The sequence below is a fragment of the Bosea sp. NBC_00550 genome, from assembly GCF_026020075.1.
Taxonomy (GTDB): Bacteria; Pseudomonadota; Alphaproteobacteria; order Rhizobiales; family Beijerinckiaceae; genus Allobosea.
Map to the genome: position 1 here is coordinate 1,820,283 of NZ_CP102772.1, position 12,431 is coordinate 1,832,713.

The 12,431-nt window shown below is 66.6% G+C and carries 14 protein-coding genes; 3 read left to right on the forward strand and 11 right to left on the reverse strand.

All coding sequences use genetic code 11. The annotated features are described in order from the left end of the window. Position 1 precedes the first annotated feature (1 nt). Genes NWE53_RS08665 through NWE53_RS08675 form a run of 3 tightly spaced genes read right to left on the reverse strand, consistent with a single transcriptional unit; the run spans position 2 to position 1,654 of the window. Positions 2 to 694, reverse strand: coding sequence for an XdhC family protein (locus NWE53_RS08665; protein WP_265053925.1), 693 nt, complete (start codon positions 692 to 694; stop codon positions 2 to 4). A gap of 5 nt (positions 695 to 699) precedes the next feature. Continuing rightward, on the reverse strand, positions 700 to 1,329 hold the full coding sequence (locus tag NWE53_RS08670) for a LysE family translocator (RefSeq protein ID WP_265053926.1): 630 nt from the start codon (positions 1,327 to 1,329) through the stop codon (positions 700 to 702). Position 1,330: 1 nt separating this feature from the next. After that, a complete protein-coding gene (locus NWE53_RS08675) occupies positions 1,331 to 1,654 on the reverse strand; it encodes an XdhC family protein (protein WP_265053927.1) in 324 nt (107 codons plus the stop codon). A 161-nt stretch (positions 1,655 to 1,815) separates the two neighbouring features. Here NWE53_RS08675 and NWE53_RS08680 point away from each other — a divergent pair, with 161 nt between their 5' ends. Continuing rightward, positions 1,816 to 2,475: an alpha/beta fold hydrolase gene (locus tag NWE53_RS08680; protein ID WP_265053928.1), complete on the forward strand. Its 660-nt coding sequence runs from the start codon at positions 1,816 to 1,818 to the stop codon at positions 2,473 to 2,475. On the opposite strand, the gene NWE53_RS08685 is transcribed toward NWE53_RS08680, so the two are convergent. The 3 genes from NWE53_RS08685 to NWE53_RS08695 are packed head-to-tail and all read right to left on the reverse strand — an operon-like array spanning position 2,465 to position 5,047. Further along, positions 2,465 to 3,682 (reverse strand): vWA domain-containing protein, encoded by a 1,218-nt coding sequence (locus NWE53_RS08685; RefSeq protein WP_265053929.1) that lies wholly within the window; start codon positions 3,680 to 3,682, stop codon positions 2,465 to 2,467. The two genes, NWE53_RS08680 and NWE53_RS08685, sit on opposite strands and share 11 nt — an antisense overlap. A gap of 16 nt (positions 3,683 to 3,698) precedes the next feature. Then, positions 3,699 to 4,076: a nuclear transport factor 2 family protein gene (locus tag NWE53_RS08690; RefSeq protein WP_265053930.1), complete on the reverse strand. Its 378-nt coding sequence runs from the start codon at positions 4,074 to 4,076 to the stop codon at positions 3,699 to 3,701. Between the two features lie 50 nt (positions 4,077 to 4,126). Then, a complete protein-coding gene (locus NWE53_RS08695) occupies positions 4,127 to 5,047 on the reverse strand; it encodes an AAA family ATPase (RefSeq protein WP_265053931.1) in 921 nt (306 codons plus the stop codon). Positions 5,048 to 5,168: 121 nt separating this feature from the next. Between NWE53_RS08695 and NWE53_RS08700 the strand changes: the two genes are divergently transcribed. Beyond that, positions 5,169 to 5,522 carry a nuclear transport factor 2 family protein gene (locus NWE53_RS08700; RefSeq protein ID WP_265053932.1) on the forward strand — a complete coding sequence of 118 codons (354 nt, stop codon included), beginning with the start codon at positions 5,169 to 5,171 and terminating at the stop codon, positions 5,520 to 5,522. A gap of 130 nt (positions 5,523 to 5,652) precedes the next feature. Here the strand turns inward: NWE53_RS08700 and NWE53_RS08705 are convergent, their stop codons facing one another. From NWE53_RS08705 to NWE53_RS08715, 3 genes are all read right to left on the reverse strand, one after another. Further along, positions 5,653 to 6,459, reverse strand: coding sequence for an FAD binding domain-containing protein (locus NWE53_RS08705; RefSeq protein WP_265053933.1), 807 nt, complete (start codon positions 6,457 to 6,459; stop codon positions 5,653 to 5,655). A 17-nt stretch (positions 6,460 to 6,476) separates the two neighbouring features. Then, positions 6,477 to 8,840: a xanthine dehydrogenase family protein molybdopterin-binding subunit gene (locus tag NWE53_RS08710; RefSeq protein ID WP_265053934.1), complete on the reverse strand. Its 2,364-nt coding sequence runs from the start codon at positions 8,838 to 8,840 to the stop codon at positions 6,477 to 6,479. A 97-nt stretch (positions 8,841 to 8,937) separates the two neighbouring features. Then, positions 8,938 to 9,450, reverse strand: coding sequence for a (2Fe-2S)-binding protein (locus NWE53_RS08715; protein ID WP_265053935.1), 513 nt, complete (start codon positions 9,448 to 9,450; stop codon positions 8,938 to 8,940). A 335-nt stretch (positions 9,451 to 9,785) separates the two neighbouring features. Here NWE53_RS08715 and NWE53_RS29840 point away from each other — a divergent pair, with 335 nt between their 5' ends. Then, positions 9,786 to 11,120, forward strand: coding sequence for a methyl-accepting chemotaxis protein (locus tag NWE53_RS29840; protein WP_320109558.1), 1,335 nt, complete (start codon positions 9,786 to 9,788; stop codon positions 11,118 to 11,120). 10 nt (positions 11,121 to 11,130) lie between these two features. Here NWE53_RS29840 and NWE53_RS08725 read toward each other — a convergent pair whose 3' ends face one another. Together NWE53_RS08725 and NWE53_RS08730 are read right to left on the reverse strand one after the other, a co-directional pair. Further along, a complete protein-coding gene (locus tag NWE53_RS08725) occupies positions 11,131 to 11,583 on the reverse strand; it encodes a CoxG family protein (RefSeq protein ID WP_265053936.1) in 453 nt (150 codons plus the stop codon). Between the two features lie 250 nt (positions 11,584 to 11,833). Continuing rightward, positions 11,834 to 12,352, reverse strand: a complete 519-nt coding sequence (locus NWE53_RS08730; protein WP_265053937.1) for a flavin reductase family protein — start codon at positions 12,350 to 12,352, stop codon at positions 11,834 to 11,836. Positions 12,353 to 12,431: the final 79 nt, after the last annotated feature.

Sequence of the window (12,431 nt, forward strand, 5' to 3'; positions counted from 1 at the left end):
CTCAGGCCGGCTTGCGGCGCGGGCCGCGCAAGGTCGCGACGATCTCGGCAAGGATCGCAAGCGCGATCTCGGCCGGCGAGACCGCACCGATGTCGAGCCCGATCGGCGCATGGATGCGTTCGATGGCGGCGGCGTCGAAACCGGCCGCCGTCAGGCGCTCGACGCGCTTGGCATGCGTCTTCCGGCTTCCGAGTGCGCCGACATAGAAGCAGTCAGAGCGCAGTGCAGCTTCCAGGCCGGGATCGTCGATCTTGGGGTCGTGGGTCAGCGCGACGAAGGCGGTGTAGCCGTCGAGGCCAATCCGGCCGATGGCCTCCTCCGGCCACTCCGCCAGCAGCTCGGTCTGCGGAAAGCGCTCGGGTGTGGCGAAGGCGGTGCGCGGGTCGATGACGACGAGGTCGAGATCGAGCGTCTTCGCCATCGGCGCCATCGCCTGCGAGATATGAACCGCGCCCGTCACGACGACGCGCGGATGCGGCGCCTGAACGGTCAGGAAATACGAGGCGCCATCCGCCTCCACCATGCCGCTCTTGCCCATCCGCAGCTGCCGTTCGAGCGGCTCGGCCAGGAGATCGCCAGCGATAGCCGCCTGCTTGACGAGACGCTGGGCGCCGCTGGCGAGTTCGGTGACGAGGATGGTTGCGCGGCGCGCCTGCCGCTCGGCGTTGAGCGTGGCGAGGACGGAAAGATCCACGCGGCTCAGCCCCTGTCCGTCGCCAGCTTCAGGCCCAGCCCGATCATCAGCGAGCCGCCGATCCAGCGCCCGAAGGCGAAGCCGGCCTTGGTCTTCTTCATCGCGCCCACGACGAGGGAGGCGCCGAAGACGGTGACGAGGTCAGCCGAGGAAAAGGCGAAGTTCACGATCGTCCCGAGGATCAGGAACTGCACCCAGACCGGCAGCGAACCAGCGGGATCGACGAACTGCGGCAGCAGCGCGATGAAGAACAGCGCAACCTTCGGGTTCAGGACCTCGACGATCAGCGAATCGAGCAGCGCGCGCTTCACCGTCTTCGGCGGCGAAACCGGCTGGTCGGGCGCGCCGAGACGCGAGCGGATCATGCCGATGCCGATCCAGATCAGGTAGAGCGCGCCCGCGATCTTCACCGCCACATAAAGTTCCGGCACATGCTTGAACACGGCCGAAAGGCCGAAGGCTGCGGCGAAGACATGCAGATAGCAGCCGAGATGGATGCCGAGCATCGCCATCAGGCCGGCCTTGCGGCCGTGGCTGATCGTCTGGGCAGCGGTGTAGAGCAGCGCCGGCCCCGGAAAATAGGCGACGAGGATCGTCACCGTCGCGAAGGCGATCAATGTTTCCCAGGAGGCCATCTCAGTTCACCTTCTCGACATAGACCTTGATGCGCCCGCCGCAGGAAAGGCCGACCTTCCAGGCCGTCTCGTCGGCGACACCGAATTCCAGCGTCCGTGCCTTGCCGTCGGCGATCACGTCGGCGGCCTCGGCGACCACAGCGCCCTCGACGCAGCCGCCGGAGACCGAGCCGACGAAATTGCCTTCGCCGTCGATGACGAGATGCGAGCCGACCGGGCGCGGCGCCGAGCCCCAGGTCTCGACCACCGTCGCGATCGCGACTTGCCGGCCGGCGCGGCTCCAATCCTCGGCGGCACGCAGGATGTCGGTGTCGGTGCTGATCATGGCCCGTGCCTGTTGCGGATGACGCGGAAACAAATTCGATCTTATGCGCCAATGCCCCGTCGCCGTCGAGCGAGCCGGGCACGGCCGTTATGTGAAGCTGACATATGTGCTAGCGCTCTGCCGAGTTCAAACGCCCTTCCCTCTCCAGACCCGAGGAAACCATGGCCGCAACCGGCCGCCGCGATGGCGTGGTCCTGCTGCACGGCATCCTGCGGCGCGCGGCTTCCATGAAGCTGCTCGAGCAGGCGCTCGCCGGCGAAGGATACCGCGTCCTCAATCTCGACTATCCCTCGCGCCGGCAGAGCCTGTCGGAGATCGTCGAAGGCCTGTCCGGCGCCATCTCCGCCTTCGAGGCTGGGCTGGACGGAGAGCTTCATTTCGTCACCCACTCGATGGGTGGGCTGGTCGCACGCGCCTGTCTCAACCGCTTCCGCCCGGCGCGGCTCGGGCGCGTCGTAATGCTGGCGCCCCCGAACGAGGGCAGCGAGATCTCCGACCTGCTGGCGCGGAACTGGTTCTATCGCAGCGCTTTCGGCCCGGCCGGCGAGCAATTGACGACACGGCGCAGCGAGGAGCTGTGCCAGTTGCTCGGGGCCGTCGATTACCCGCTGGGCGTCATTGCTGGAGACCGCTCGTTGTATATGTTCGCCTCGCTGGTCCTGCCGGGGGCCAATGACGGGCGCGTCTCGGTCGAGCGGACCCGCGTCGCGGGCATGGCGGACCATATCGTCCTGCCGACGAGCCACCCCCTGATCATGCGCGATCCGGAAGCTGTGGCCCAGACCATCTACTTCCTCCAGAACGGCCGCTTCAGGCGCTGAGCGCCGGCATCTGCGCCCGCTTCAGCCACAGGCGCGGATCGTTCTCGCGTCCCACCTCCTGGGAGAGCGCCGCGCAGAGATCCGTCATCGCCGCGAGGTTGTGGATCGGCCGGAACGAATCGACATGCGGCAGCATCGCCCGGATGCCGCTCGCCCGCGCCGCGAAGGCCTCGTAGCGCAGCAGCGGGTTGAGCCAGACCAGTTGCCGGCAGGACCGGTGCAGCCGGTCCATCTCGAAGGCGAGGCTGTCGTCGAGATGCCGCTCCAGCCCGTCGGTGAAGAGCAGCACCACAGCCCCGCCCGCCAGCACGCGCCGCGACCAGACGCGATTGAACTCGTGCAGCGCCGTGGCGATGCGGGTGCCGCCCTCCCAGTCCGGCGCGGCCTTGCCGGCGAGCGCCAGCGCCTCGTCGGGATCTCGCGCCCGCAGCATCCGGCTGACATTGGTGAGCCGCGTGCCGAAGACGAACGAGTGAACCCGGCGCCGCTTCTCGGTGAGCGCATGCAGGAAATGCAGGAAGATGCGCGAATATTCCGCCATCGAGCCGGAAATATCGACCAGCGCCACGATCGGAGGATGAACCTCCCGCCGCTCGCGAAAAGCGAGATCGATCGAGCCGCCTCCGCCCCTGAGCGACTGGCGCAAGGTCTGGCGCAGATCGACATTCCGGCCCCGCGCCGTCGGCTTGAACCGGCGGGTGGTGATGCTGTCGTCCGGCAGCCGCAACTCGGCGATGAGCTGCTTGGCGCGCGCGATCTCGGCCGCGCTCATCTGGGCGAAGTCGCGCGACTTCAACATCTCGCGATCCGAGACGGTGAGCCGCGCCGTGAGCTCGGTCAGCTCGGCAGGCGGCTCGTCGTCGCGTGCCGGCGGCGCGAACGCCTCCGCCACGCGCAGCGCCCCGGCCTCCGCCTTCACGGGCTGTCTGTCCCCGGCAGGCGAGGTCGGCGTCATCTGCGCCATGATCTTTTCGATCAGGTTGCGCCTGCGCCAGAACAGCCGGAACGCCTGATCATAGATCGCGCTATCCTCGTGCTTCTTCACGAAGATCGCATGCAGCGCCCAATAGACGTCGTCGCGCTCGCCGAGCGCGCCTTCGGCCAGCGCCTCCACCGCCTCCACGACTGCTCCCGGCCCGACCGGCAGCCCCGCCATGCGGAGGGCACGGGCGAAATAGGCGACGTTCTCGGAGAGCTTGCCGGTCATCGCTGCCCGCCTGCCCTCAACTCCGCGTCTCGGTCATGAACACCTTCTGGACGATCTGCCAGCGGCTCTCGATCTTCAGGAGCGAGAGCAGATCGGTGAAATAGCGCGGCGGCATCTGGCACTTGACCTTGACCAGCGCGAGCGTCGGCCCGACCAGATCGATCGTGAGGATGTGGTCGTCGCGCTGCAGCCCGGCGGACTTCGGCGCGGGCCGGTTGCGAACGGCCTCGAGCCATTCTTCGCGCGGCACGATCTGGATCGTTCCGTCCTCGCGGGCCGTGGTGAGCGCGCTGGTCGGATGGAAGACATGGGAGAGCTTCTCGGTGTCGCCCTCATAGAGCCCATCGAGATAAGTCCGCACCGTCGCTTCCACCGCCTTGATGTCCGCGTTCATGGCATCCTCCTCACGCTCTGCTTCGGCGACCTATACGGAAGGCAGGCCGGTCAACGCCCCGCCTCGGCCTTGGCCTGATCCAGCAGCTCCTTCACCTTGGAACCCTGCATCGCCTGGATATCGTCCTGGTATTTGAGCAGCGCGCCCAGCGTATCGGAGACGATGGCCGGGTCGAGCGCGACCGCATCGAGCTCGACCAGCGCCGTCGCCCAGTCGAGCGTCTCTGCCACGCCCGGCGCCTTGAACAATTCCTCCTTGCGGATCGCCTGTACGAAACCGACCACCTGCTTCGAGAGCTTCACCGGCGCGTCGGGCACCCGCGCCTTCAGGATGGCGAGTTCGCGGGTGGCATCGGGGTAGCCCACCCAGTGATAGAGGCAGCGGCGCTTGAGCGCGTCATGGATCTCGCGCGTGCGGTTCGAGGTCAGGATCACGATCGGCGGCTCGGCCGCCTTGACCGTGCCGAGTTCGGGGATCGTTACCTGCGCATCGGCCAGCACTTCCAGCAGGAAGGCCTCGAAAGCCTCGTCGGTGCGGTCGAGTTCGTCGATCAGCAGGATCGGCGCCCCGCCCTCCTGCGGTTCGAGCGCCTGCAACAGCGGGCGCTTCACCAGATATTTCTCCGAGAAGATGTCGCCTTCCAGCCGCTCGCGATCCTCCGCGACGCCGCCCGCCTCGGCGAGGCGGATCGCCATCATCTGCCCGGCATAGTTCCACTCGTAGACCGCGGAAGCGAGGTCGAGCCCCTCATAGCATTGCAGCCGGATCAGCCGCCGGCCCAGGCCCGCTGCCAGCACCTTGGCGATCTCGGTCTTGCCGGTGCCGGCCTCGCCCTCCAGCAGCAGCGGCCGCTTCATCCGGAGCGCCAGGAACAGCACGGTCGCGAGCGCGCGATCCGAGACGTAACCCTGCGACTGGAGCAGGGAGAGGGTCGCGTCGATGGAGGCCGGAATGCGGGAGGCGTTCAGCATGCTTGATCTCTATCGCGGCAGCCTTGGCGAAGGAAGGTATGGGACCGCAGGGCCATGCTGCTGACATGGCAGGGCGTTACCCATCCTAGCGTCTCCCGCACGGACAACGGAGCGCACCATCATGACCACCGAACAGATCGCCAAGGACTTCGTCGCCCTGCTCAAGGAGGGAAAGCACGACGAGGCCGCCAGCATCTTCAACGCCGACGACATCGTCAGCTACGAGAACATGCCTGGGCCGATGGCCGTCTGCCGCGGCAAGGAGGCCGTCAAGCAGAAGAGTGAATGGTGGGCCGCCAACCATGACGTGAACGACTTCGGCTGCGAGGGTCCCTATCTCAACGGCAACCAGTTCGCGGTGCTTTTCCATGTCGACGTCACGGTCAAGGAAACCGGCGAGCGGCAGAAGATGGACGAGGTCGGCCTCTATACCCTCAGGGACGGCAAGGTCGTCGAGGAACGGTTCTTTTATTGACGCGCCTCGCGTCATTCCCGGGCCAAGCGAGGCGCAGACCCGGGAATCTCGTGACGAGAAGGCGCTGATGGGCGCCCTCTCCGGCCTGAGATGCTCGGGTCAGGCCTAAGCATGACGCGCGATGGCCAACTCAGGCTTTTCCCGTCGCCTGTGCCACGGCCTCCTTGGCCATGACGCCGATCAGATGGGCGCGGTACTCGGGATCGGCATGCATGTCGCCATTGATCCCCTTCGCCGTATGCTTGAGACCGTCGAGCGATTTCGGCGCGAAGCGGGCCTTGAGCGCGACCTCGGCCTCCGGCCAGCGGAAGACGCCGCCCTCGCCCGCACCCGTCACCGCGACGCTGATATCGCTGCCGCGCTTGGCGACGAAGACACCGACCATCGCATAGCGCGAGGCCGGGTTGCGGAACTTGGCATAGCCCGCCTTCGAGACCAGCGGGAACGAGATCTTGGTGACGATCTCGCCCTCTTCCAGCGCCGTCTCATAGAGCCCGGTGAAGAATGCCTCGGCGGAAAGCTTGCGCTGGTTGGTGATGATCGTGGCGCCGAGCGCCAGCAGCGCGGCGGGATAGTCCGCGGCCGGGTCGTTGTTGGCGACCGAGCCGCCGATCGTGCCGCGATGGCGCACATGCGGATCACCGATATGCCCGGCGAGATAGGCCAGCGCCGGGATCGCTTCCCGCACCTCGGCCGAATCCGCGACCTCGGCATGGGTCGTCATCGCGCCGATGACGATGTTGCGGCCCTTGCGCGCGATGCCCTTGAGATCGGCACAGGCGCCAAGATCGACGAGAGCGGTCGGCGCTGCCAGCCGCTGCTTCATCGTCGGCAGCAGGGTGTGGCCGCCGGCCAGCAGCTTGGCGTCCTCCTTCTTGGCGAGCAGCGTCGCCGCCTGCCGGGCGCTGGTGGGCTTGTGATAGGTGAAAGCGTACATTTGCTTGTCCTTTCAGCTCACTCGGCCGCCAGGCGGCTGATCGACTTCTGCGCCGCGCGCCACACCGCCTGCGGCGTGGCGGGCATCGCGATGTCCTCATGGCCGAGCGCGTCGGTGATGGCGTTGATGACGGCGGGCGGCGAGGCGATGGCGCCGGCCTCCCCGCACCCCTTGATGCCGAGCGGGTTCGACGGGCACGGCGTCACGGTCATGCCGACATCGAAGGACGGCAGATCGTCGGCGCGCGGCATGCAGTAGTCCATGAAGCTCGCCGTCACGAGCTGGCCGTCGCTGTTGTATCGAGCGCCTTCCAGCAGCGCCTGGCCGATGCCCTGGGCGATGCCGCCATGCACCTGCCCCTCGACGATCATCGGGTTGATGACGTTGCCGAAATCGTCGACTGCGGCCCAGCGCTCGATGGTGGTGACGCCGGTATCCGGATCGATCTCAAGCTCGCAGATGTGGACGCCCGCCGGGAAGGTGAAATTGGTCGGGTCGTAGAACGCCCCCTCCTTCATTCCCGGCTCCAGCTCCTGCCCGTTGAACTTGTGCGCGACATAGGCCTGCAGCGCGCAGGAGCCGAAATCGAGCTTGCGGTCGGTGCCCTTCACCGAGAAATGCCCGTCCGCGAAATCGATATCGGCCTCGTCGGCCTCCAGCACATGGGCTGCGACCTTCTTGCCCTTGGCGATCACCTTGTCGAGCGCCTTGAAGATCGCCGACATGCCGACCGCGCCGGAGCGCGAGCCATAGGTGCCCATGCCCATCTGCACTTTGTCAGTGTCGCCATGGATGATCGAGACATTGTCGATCGGTATACCGAGCCGGTCCGAGACGAGCTGGGCGAAGGTCGTTTCATGGCCCTGGCCATGGCTGTGCGAGCCCGTCAGAACCTCGACCGTGCCAACCGGATTGACCCGGACCTCCGCCGATTCCCACAGGCCGACGCCCGCGCCGAGCGAGCCGACCGCCGCCGAAGGCGCGATGCCGCAGGCCTCGATATAGGAGGAGAAGCCGATGCCGCGCAGCTTGCCCTTGCGGGCTGAGTCGCGCTTGCGCTTGCCGATCCCCTTGTAGTCGATGATCTCCAGCGCCTTCTTCAGCGAGGCCGGGTAGTTGCCGGCGTCGTACATCATGATGACCGGCGTCTGGTGCGGGAACGTCCTGATGTAGTTCTGCATCCGGAACTTGGCCGGGTCCTTGCCGAGCTGGCGCGCGGTGACCTCGATCAGGCGCTCGACCACGAAGGTCGCCTCGGGGCGCCCGGCGCCGCGATAGGCATCGACCGGCGCGGTGTTGGTGTAGACGGCGTCGACCTCGCAATAGATCGCCGGGATGTCGTACTGGCCCGACAGCAGCGGCGCGTAGAGATAGGTCGGCACCGAGGAGGAGAAGGTCGAGAGATAGGCGCCGAGATTGGCGGTGGTCTTGACCCTTAGGCCCAGGATCTTGCCCTCCGCGTCGGTCGCGAGTTCCGCATGAGTGACGTGGTCGCGGCCATGCGCGTCGGACAGGAAGGCCTCCGTCCGGTCCGCCGTCCACTTCACCGGTCGGCCGACCTTCTTCGCGGCCCAGACACAGACGGTCTCCTCGGCATAGATGAAGATCTTCGAGCCGAAGCCGCCGCCGACATCCGGCGCGATGACGCGCAGCTTGTTCTCCGGCGCGATGCCGATGAAGGCCGAGAGCACGAGCCGCGCCACATGCGGGTTCTGGCTGGTGGTGAACAGCGTGAAGACGCCGTCGCCCGCATCGTAGTCGCCGACGGCCGCGCGCGGCTCCATCGCATTCGGCACCAGCCGGTTGTTGACGAGATCGAGCCTGGTGACGTGCTTGGCAGCCTTGAAGGCCTTCTCTGTCGCGTCCTTGTCGCCGAGATGCCAGTTGAACACCGTGTTGTCGGGCGCCTCGTCATGGACGACGGTCTTGGCGCCCGCCGCCGTGGCGGTATCGACCACCGCCGGCAGTTCCTGATAGTCGACCGTGATCGCCTCGGCGGCGTCGCGCGCCTGCGCCAGCGTCTCGGCCACCACGACGGCGACATGGTCGCCGACATAGCGCACCTTGCCCTGGGCCAGCGCCGGGTGCGGCCCGGCGCGCATCGGCGAGCCATCCTTGTTGTGGATCATCCAGCCGCAGATCAGGCCACCGATCTTGTCGGCGGCGAGATCGGCCCCGGTGAAGATGCCGAGCACGCCTGGCATGCCGGCGGCGGCCTTGGCATCGATCGACCCGATCTTGGCATGCGCATGGGGCGAGCGCAGGAAATAGGCGTGCGCCTGGCCCGGACGATTGACGTCGTCGGTGTAGCGCCCTTGGCCGGTGATGAAACGATGATCTTCCTTGCGGCGGACTGCGGCGCCGATTCCGGTGACGGACATGGTGTTCCCTCCTCGCACGGCACCTCTGGCGGGCGCCTCACTGCATGGAACGCAAAGACAGACGCGAAACCCGAGCCCATGGGCGCGGGCAGATGCTTCACTCGGCTGCGCGGCGTGGGGCCTCACGGTCCTTCAGCGATCCACCGGCCATGGCTTCGGCCCCGGCGGCGATCGCCTTGACGATGTTGTGGTAGCCCGTGCAGCGGCAGATGTTGCCGTCGAGGTCTTCGCGGATCGTCTTCTCGTCGAGATGGTGGCCACGCCGGTTCACGATGTCGATCGCCGACATGATCATCCCCGGGGTGCAGAAGCCGCACTGCAGGCCGTGATGCTCGCGGAAGGCCTCCTGCATCGGATGCAGCGCACCGTCCTGCGCCAGCCCCTCGATCGTCATGACGGAAGCGCCGTCCACGGAGACGGCGAGCATCGTGCAGGATTTCACCGCCTTGCCGTCGAGATGCACGAGGCAAGCGCCGCACTGGCTGGTGTCGCAGCCGACATGGGTGCCGGTCAGTCGGAGATTCTCTCGCAGGAACTGCACCAGAAGGGTGCGCGGGTCGACATTGGCGGTGACGGCCTTGCCGTTCACCGTCAGCGAAACAGTGGTCATGAGCACATCTCCTGTGACCCGTCTCTGATGCCCGTCCATCCCCCCCTGGGCCTGGATCGGGCTGAGCCCTTCGGATTGCTTCGCCCCATCGGGCAGCTTTTCCTTGGAATAGCTCAAAAACGAGTGTGGACCCGCACTTTTTCCGGGTCAAGCCGGATGCGCTTTGGGAATGCCCTGCGTTTCCAGACGAATCCCGGCGGTTTTCCATCCGGAACGCAACGTGCCGGACTTTGGCGGGACTTTCGGAGCATTGGAGATTTTTTAAGGGTATTCGCGCAGTTTCGGCGCTCGTGCCCGCTTTTCCGGTTACGAACGAGGGTTGCAGCTTGCCCCTGATGATGGAACAGATTCAGCGTAGGCTGCACGCCATCGGCTATGGCGAGAAGCAGCGAGCGCGCCTCCGTCTCTACCGGCCGATCGTCGACGACGTGATCGACAAGCTGGTCGTCGCCGATTTCGAGCGCGCCTTCACCATCCACAGCGACCTGCACAAGAGCGTCGCGCCCGTGGCTGAGGTGCTCTATCCGGCCTCTGCGGCGCATTTCCGCCTGCTGTTCGAGGGCGATCTCGACGAAGCCTATATCGCCTCGATGGAGCAGCTCTGCCGGCTCGAGCGGCAGGCGAATGTCCGCGCCAGGGCACGCGCCTCGAGCGCATTCTCGCTCGTGCGCGAGCTGTGCCTGGAAAGCCGTCGGCGTTCCCTGTTCTCGCCCCGGCAATTCGCCGAGGATCTCTTCCTCATCGAGCGCATCCTGACCTACGACGTCAACACTGCGATGACCGTCAATCAGGAGCTTGAGGAAGACGACGCGCGCCGACGTTCGGCCGCACTCGACCAGGCGGCCGTCACGTTGCGCAGCCGCATCGGCAGCCTCGACGACACGATCAGCGACGCCGTCGAGCAGTTCGTCTCGACTGCCGCCGAGACCGGCCGCACAACGGCCTTCATCAAGGACACGGTCGGCAAGGTCGCCAGCGCTTCGGTGGTCGTGCGGGAAAAATCGATCCAGACCGCCGCAGCGACGGAGGAGATGTCGGCCAACATCGCCGATATCGGCCAGCGCGCGCGGCAAAGCCTGTCGATCACCCATCAGGCCGTCCTCGATGCCGGACAGATGAACGAGGCCATCGCCCGCCTGCGAGAGGTGACCGGCAATATCGGCAAGGTCGTCGGCATGATCGCCGACATCGCGGCGCAGACCAATCTCCTCGCCCTCAACGCCACGATCGAGGCGGCTCGCGCCGGCGAGTCGGGCCGCGGCTTCTCCGTCGTCGCCTCCGAGGTGAAATCGCTGGCGACGCAGACCGCGAGCGCAACGCAGGACATCGCCGGCCAGATCGCCGAGCTCACCGCGAGCGCCGAGGCCTGCAGCGCCCATGCGGCAGCGATCGCCGCCACCGTCGACGCCATCCGGCTGGATTCGGAGGCGATTTCGGAAGCCGTCACCCAACAGAGCAAGGTCACCGCGATGATCGCGCATGACGCTTCACTGGTCGCTGACAGCTCTGATGCCGCGATCGAGAGCGCCAACGCCGTCAACGACAGCCTGGACATGACGCAGGTCGCGCTGGAACGGGCCAATGCCGCCGCGGCGGATGTCGCCCTTCAGGTCGGCGCGGCCGAGACGGCCGTCGCCCAGGCGCTGGACGCGCTACGCAAGGCTTCGTGAGGCGAAGGCGTCAGCCCTCGCTGACCGCCTTGGCGAAATTGGCGAAGAACTCGTCGGCCAGCTTCTTCGAGACCGAATCGATCAACCGCGAGCCGAGCTGCATCAACTTGCCGCCGACCTGTGCCTCAACCTCGTAACGCAGCAGCGTCTGGCCGCCCTCGGCATCGCTCAGATGCACCCGCGCCCCGCCCTTGGCGAAGCCGGCGATGCCGCCCTCGCCCTCGCCGGCGATACGGTAGCCGTTCGGCGGATCGAGCTCGCTCAGTTCGACCTTGCCCTTGAAGGTCGCCTTCACCGGCCCGAGCTTGATCTTCACCACCGCCGAGAGATGCGTGTCATCGTCCTTGCTGAGCTGGTCGCAGCCGGGGATGCAGGCCTTCAGCACCTCGGCATCGTTCAGCTTGGCCCAGACCACCTCTTTCGCCGCGGGCAACGTCGCCTCGCCGCTCATCGTCATCGCCATCATGCATCTCCCAGCTCTGCAGCCGCAGCTCGGACGATCACGGCCGGCGCGGTTCGAAGGCTATCCAGTTCCCTATCCATGGTCGCAAAGCGCCCGCCTGCACAAGAGGTGGGAGAACCGGCCAGCTGCTAACGGGGCACACACCAGTGCCTCGCCTAGGCCGGCGCACAGTCGACGCGCCTTGCCGACCACTTGGCGCGCCACGCAAAGCATGTTCGTGCCGAGCCGAAGTCCGGGCGCTGCCGAGAAATCAAACCGACCGGAACTGCCGGTCGCGATAGATCAGGCCGGCACCCTGCCCGGCCCCGGCGATGCCCACGACCTCGCCGATCAGAATGCGGTGGCTGGCGATGTCGTAAGTGGAGACCAGCCGGCAGTCGAAGGCGGAAACCGCGTCGAGCAGGACCGGCGAGCCGGTTGCCAGCGTATCCCAGCGTGCCGTCATGAACCGAGCCTCGCCGTCGATGCCGCGCCGGCTCGCGAAAATCTCGGCGAGCTCGACCAGATCGGCCGGCAAGGTGTTGATGCAGAAGGCGCCGCTCGCCTCGATAGCGGCCAGCGTCCGGCTCGTCCGGGCGATGCAGGCGAGCACCGTCGGTGGCGAATCCGACACCGAAGCGATGGCCGTCGCCGTCAGCCCCGTCCGGCCATCCGGCCCCTGGGTGGTGACGACATGCACCGCGCTGACGACCTGCGCCATCGCATCGCGGAAGGCAGTTGCATCCGGACGCTCCAGAGCAGGCGGCAAGGGGTGAACGGTCTTCGTCATGGACTCGGTCGGCTCGATGTTCCGGATCAGACGGATAGGCTGACGATGTAGAGGCTCGGGGCCCCGAACACCAGACGCA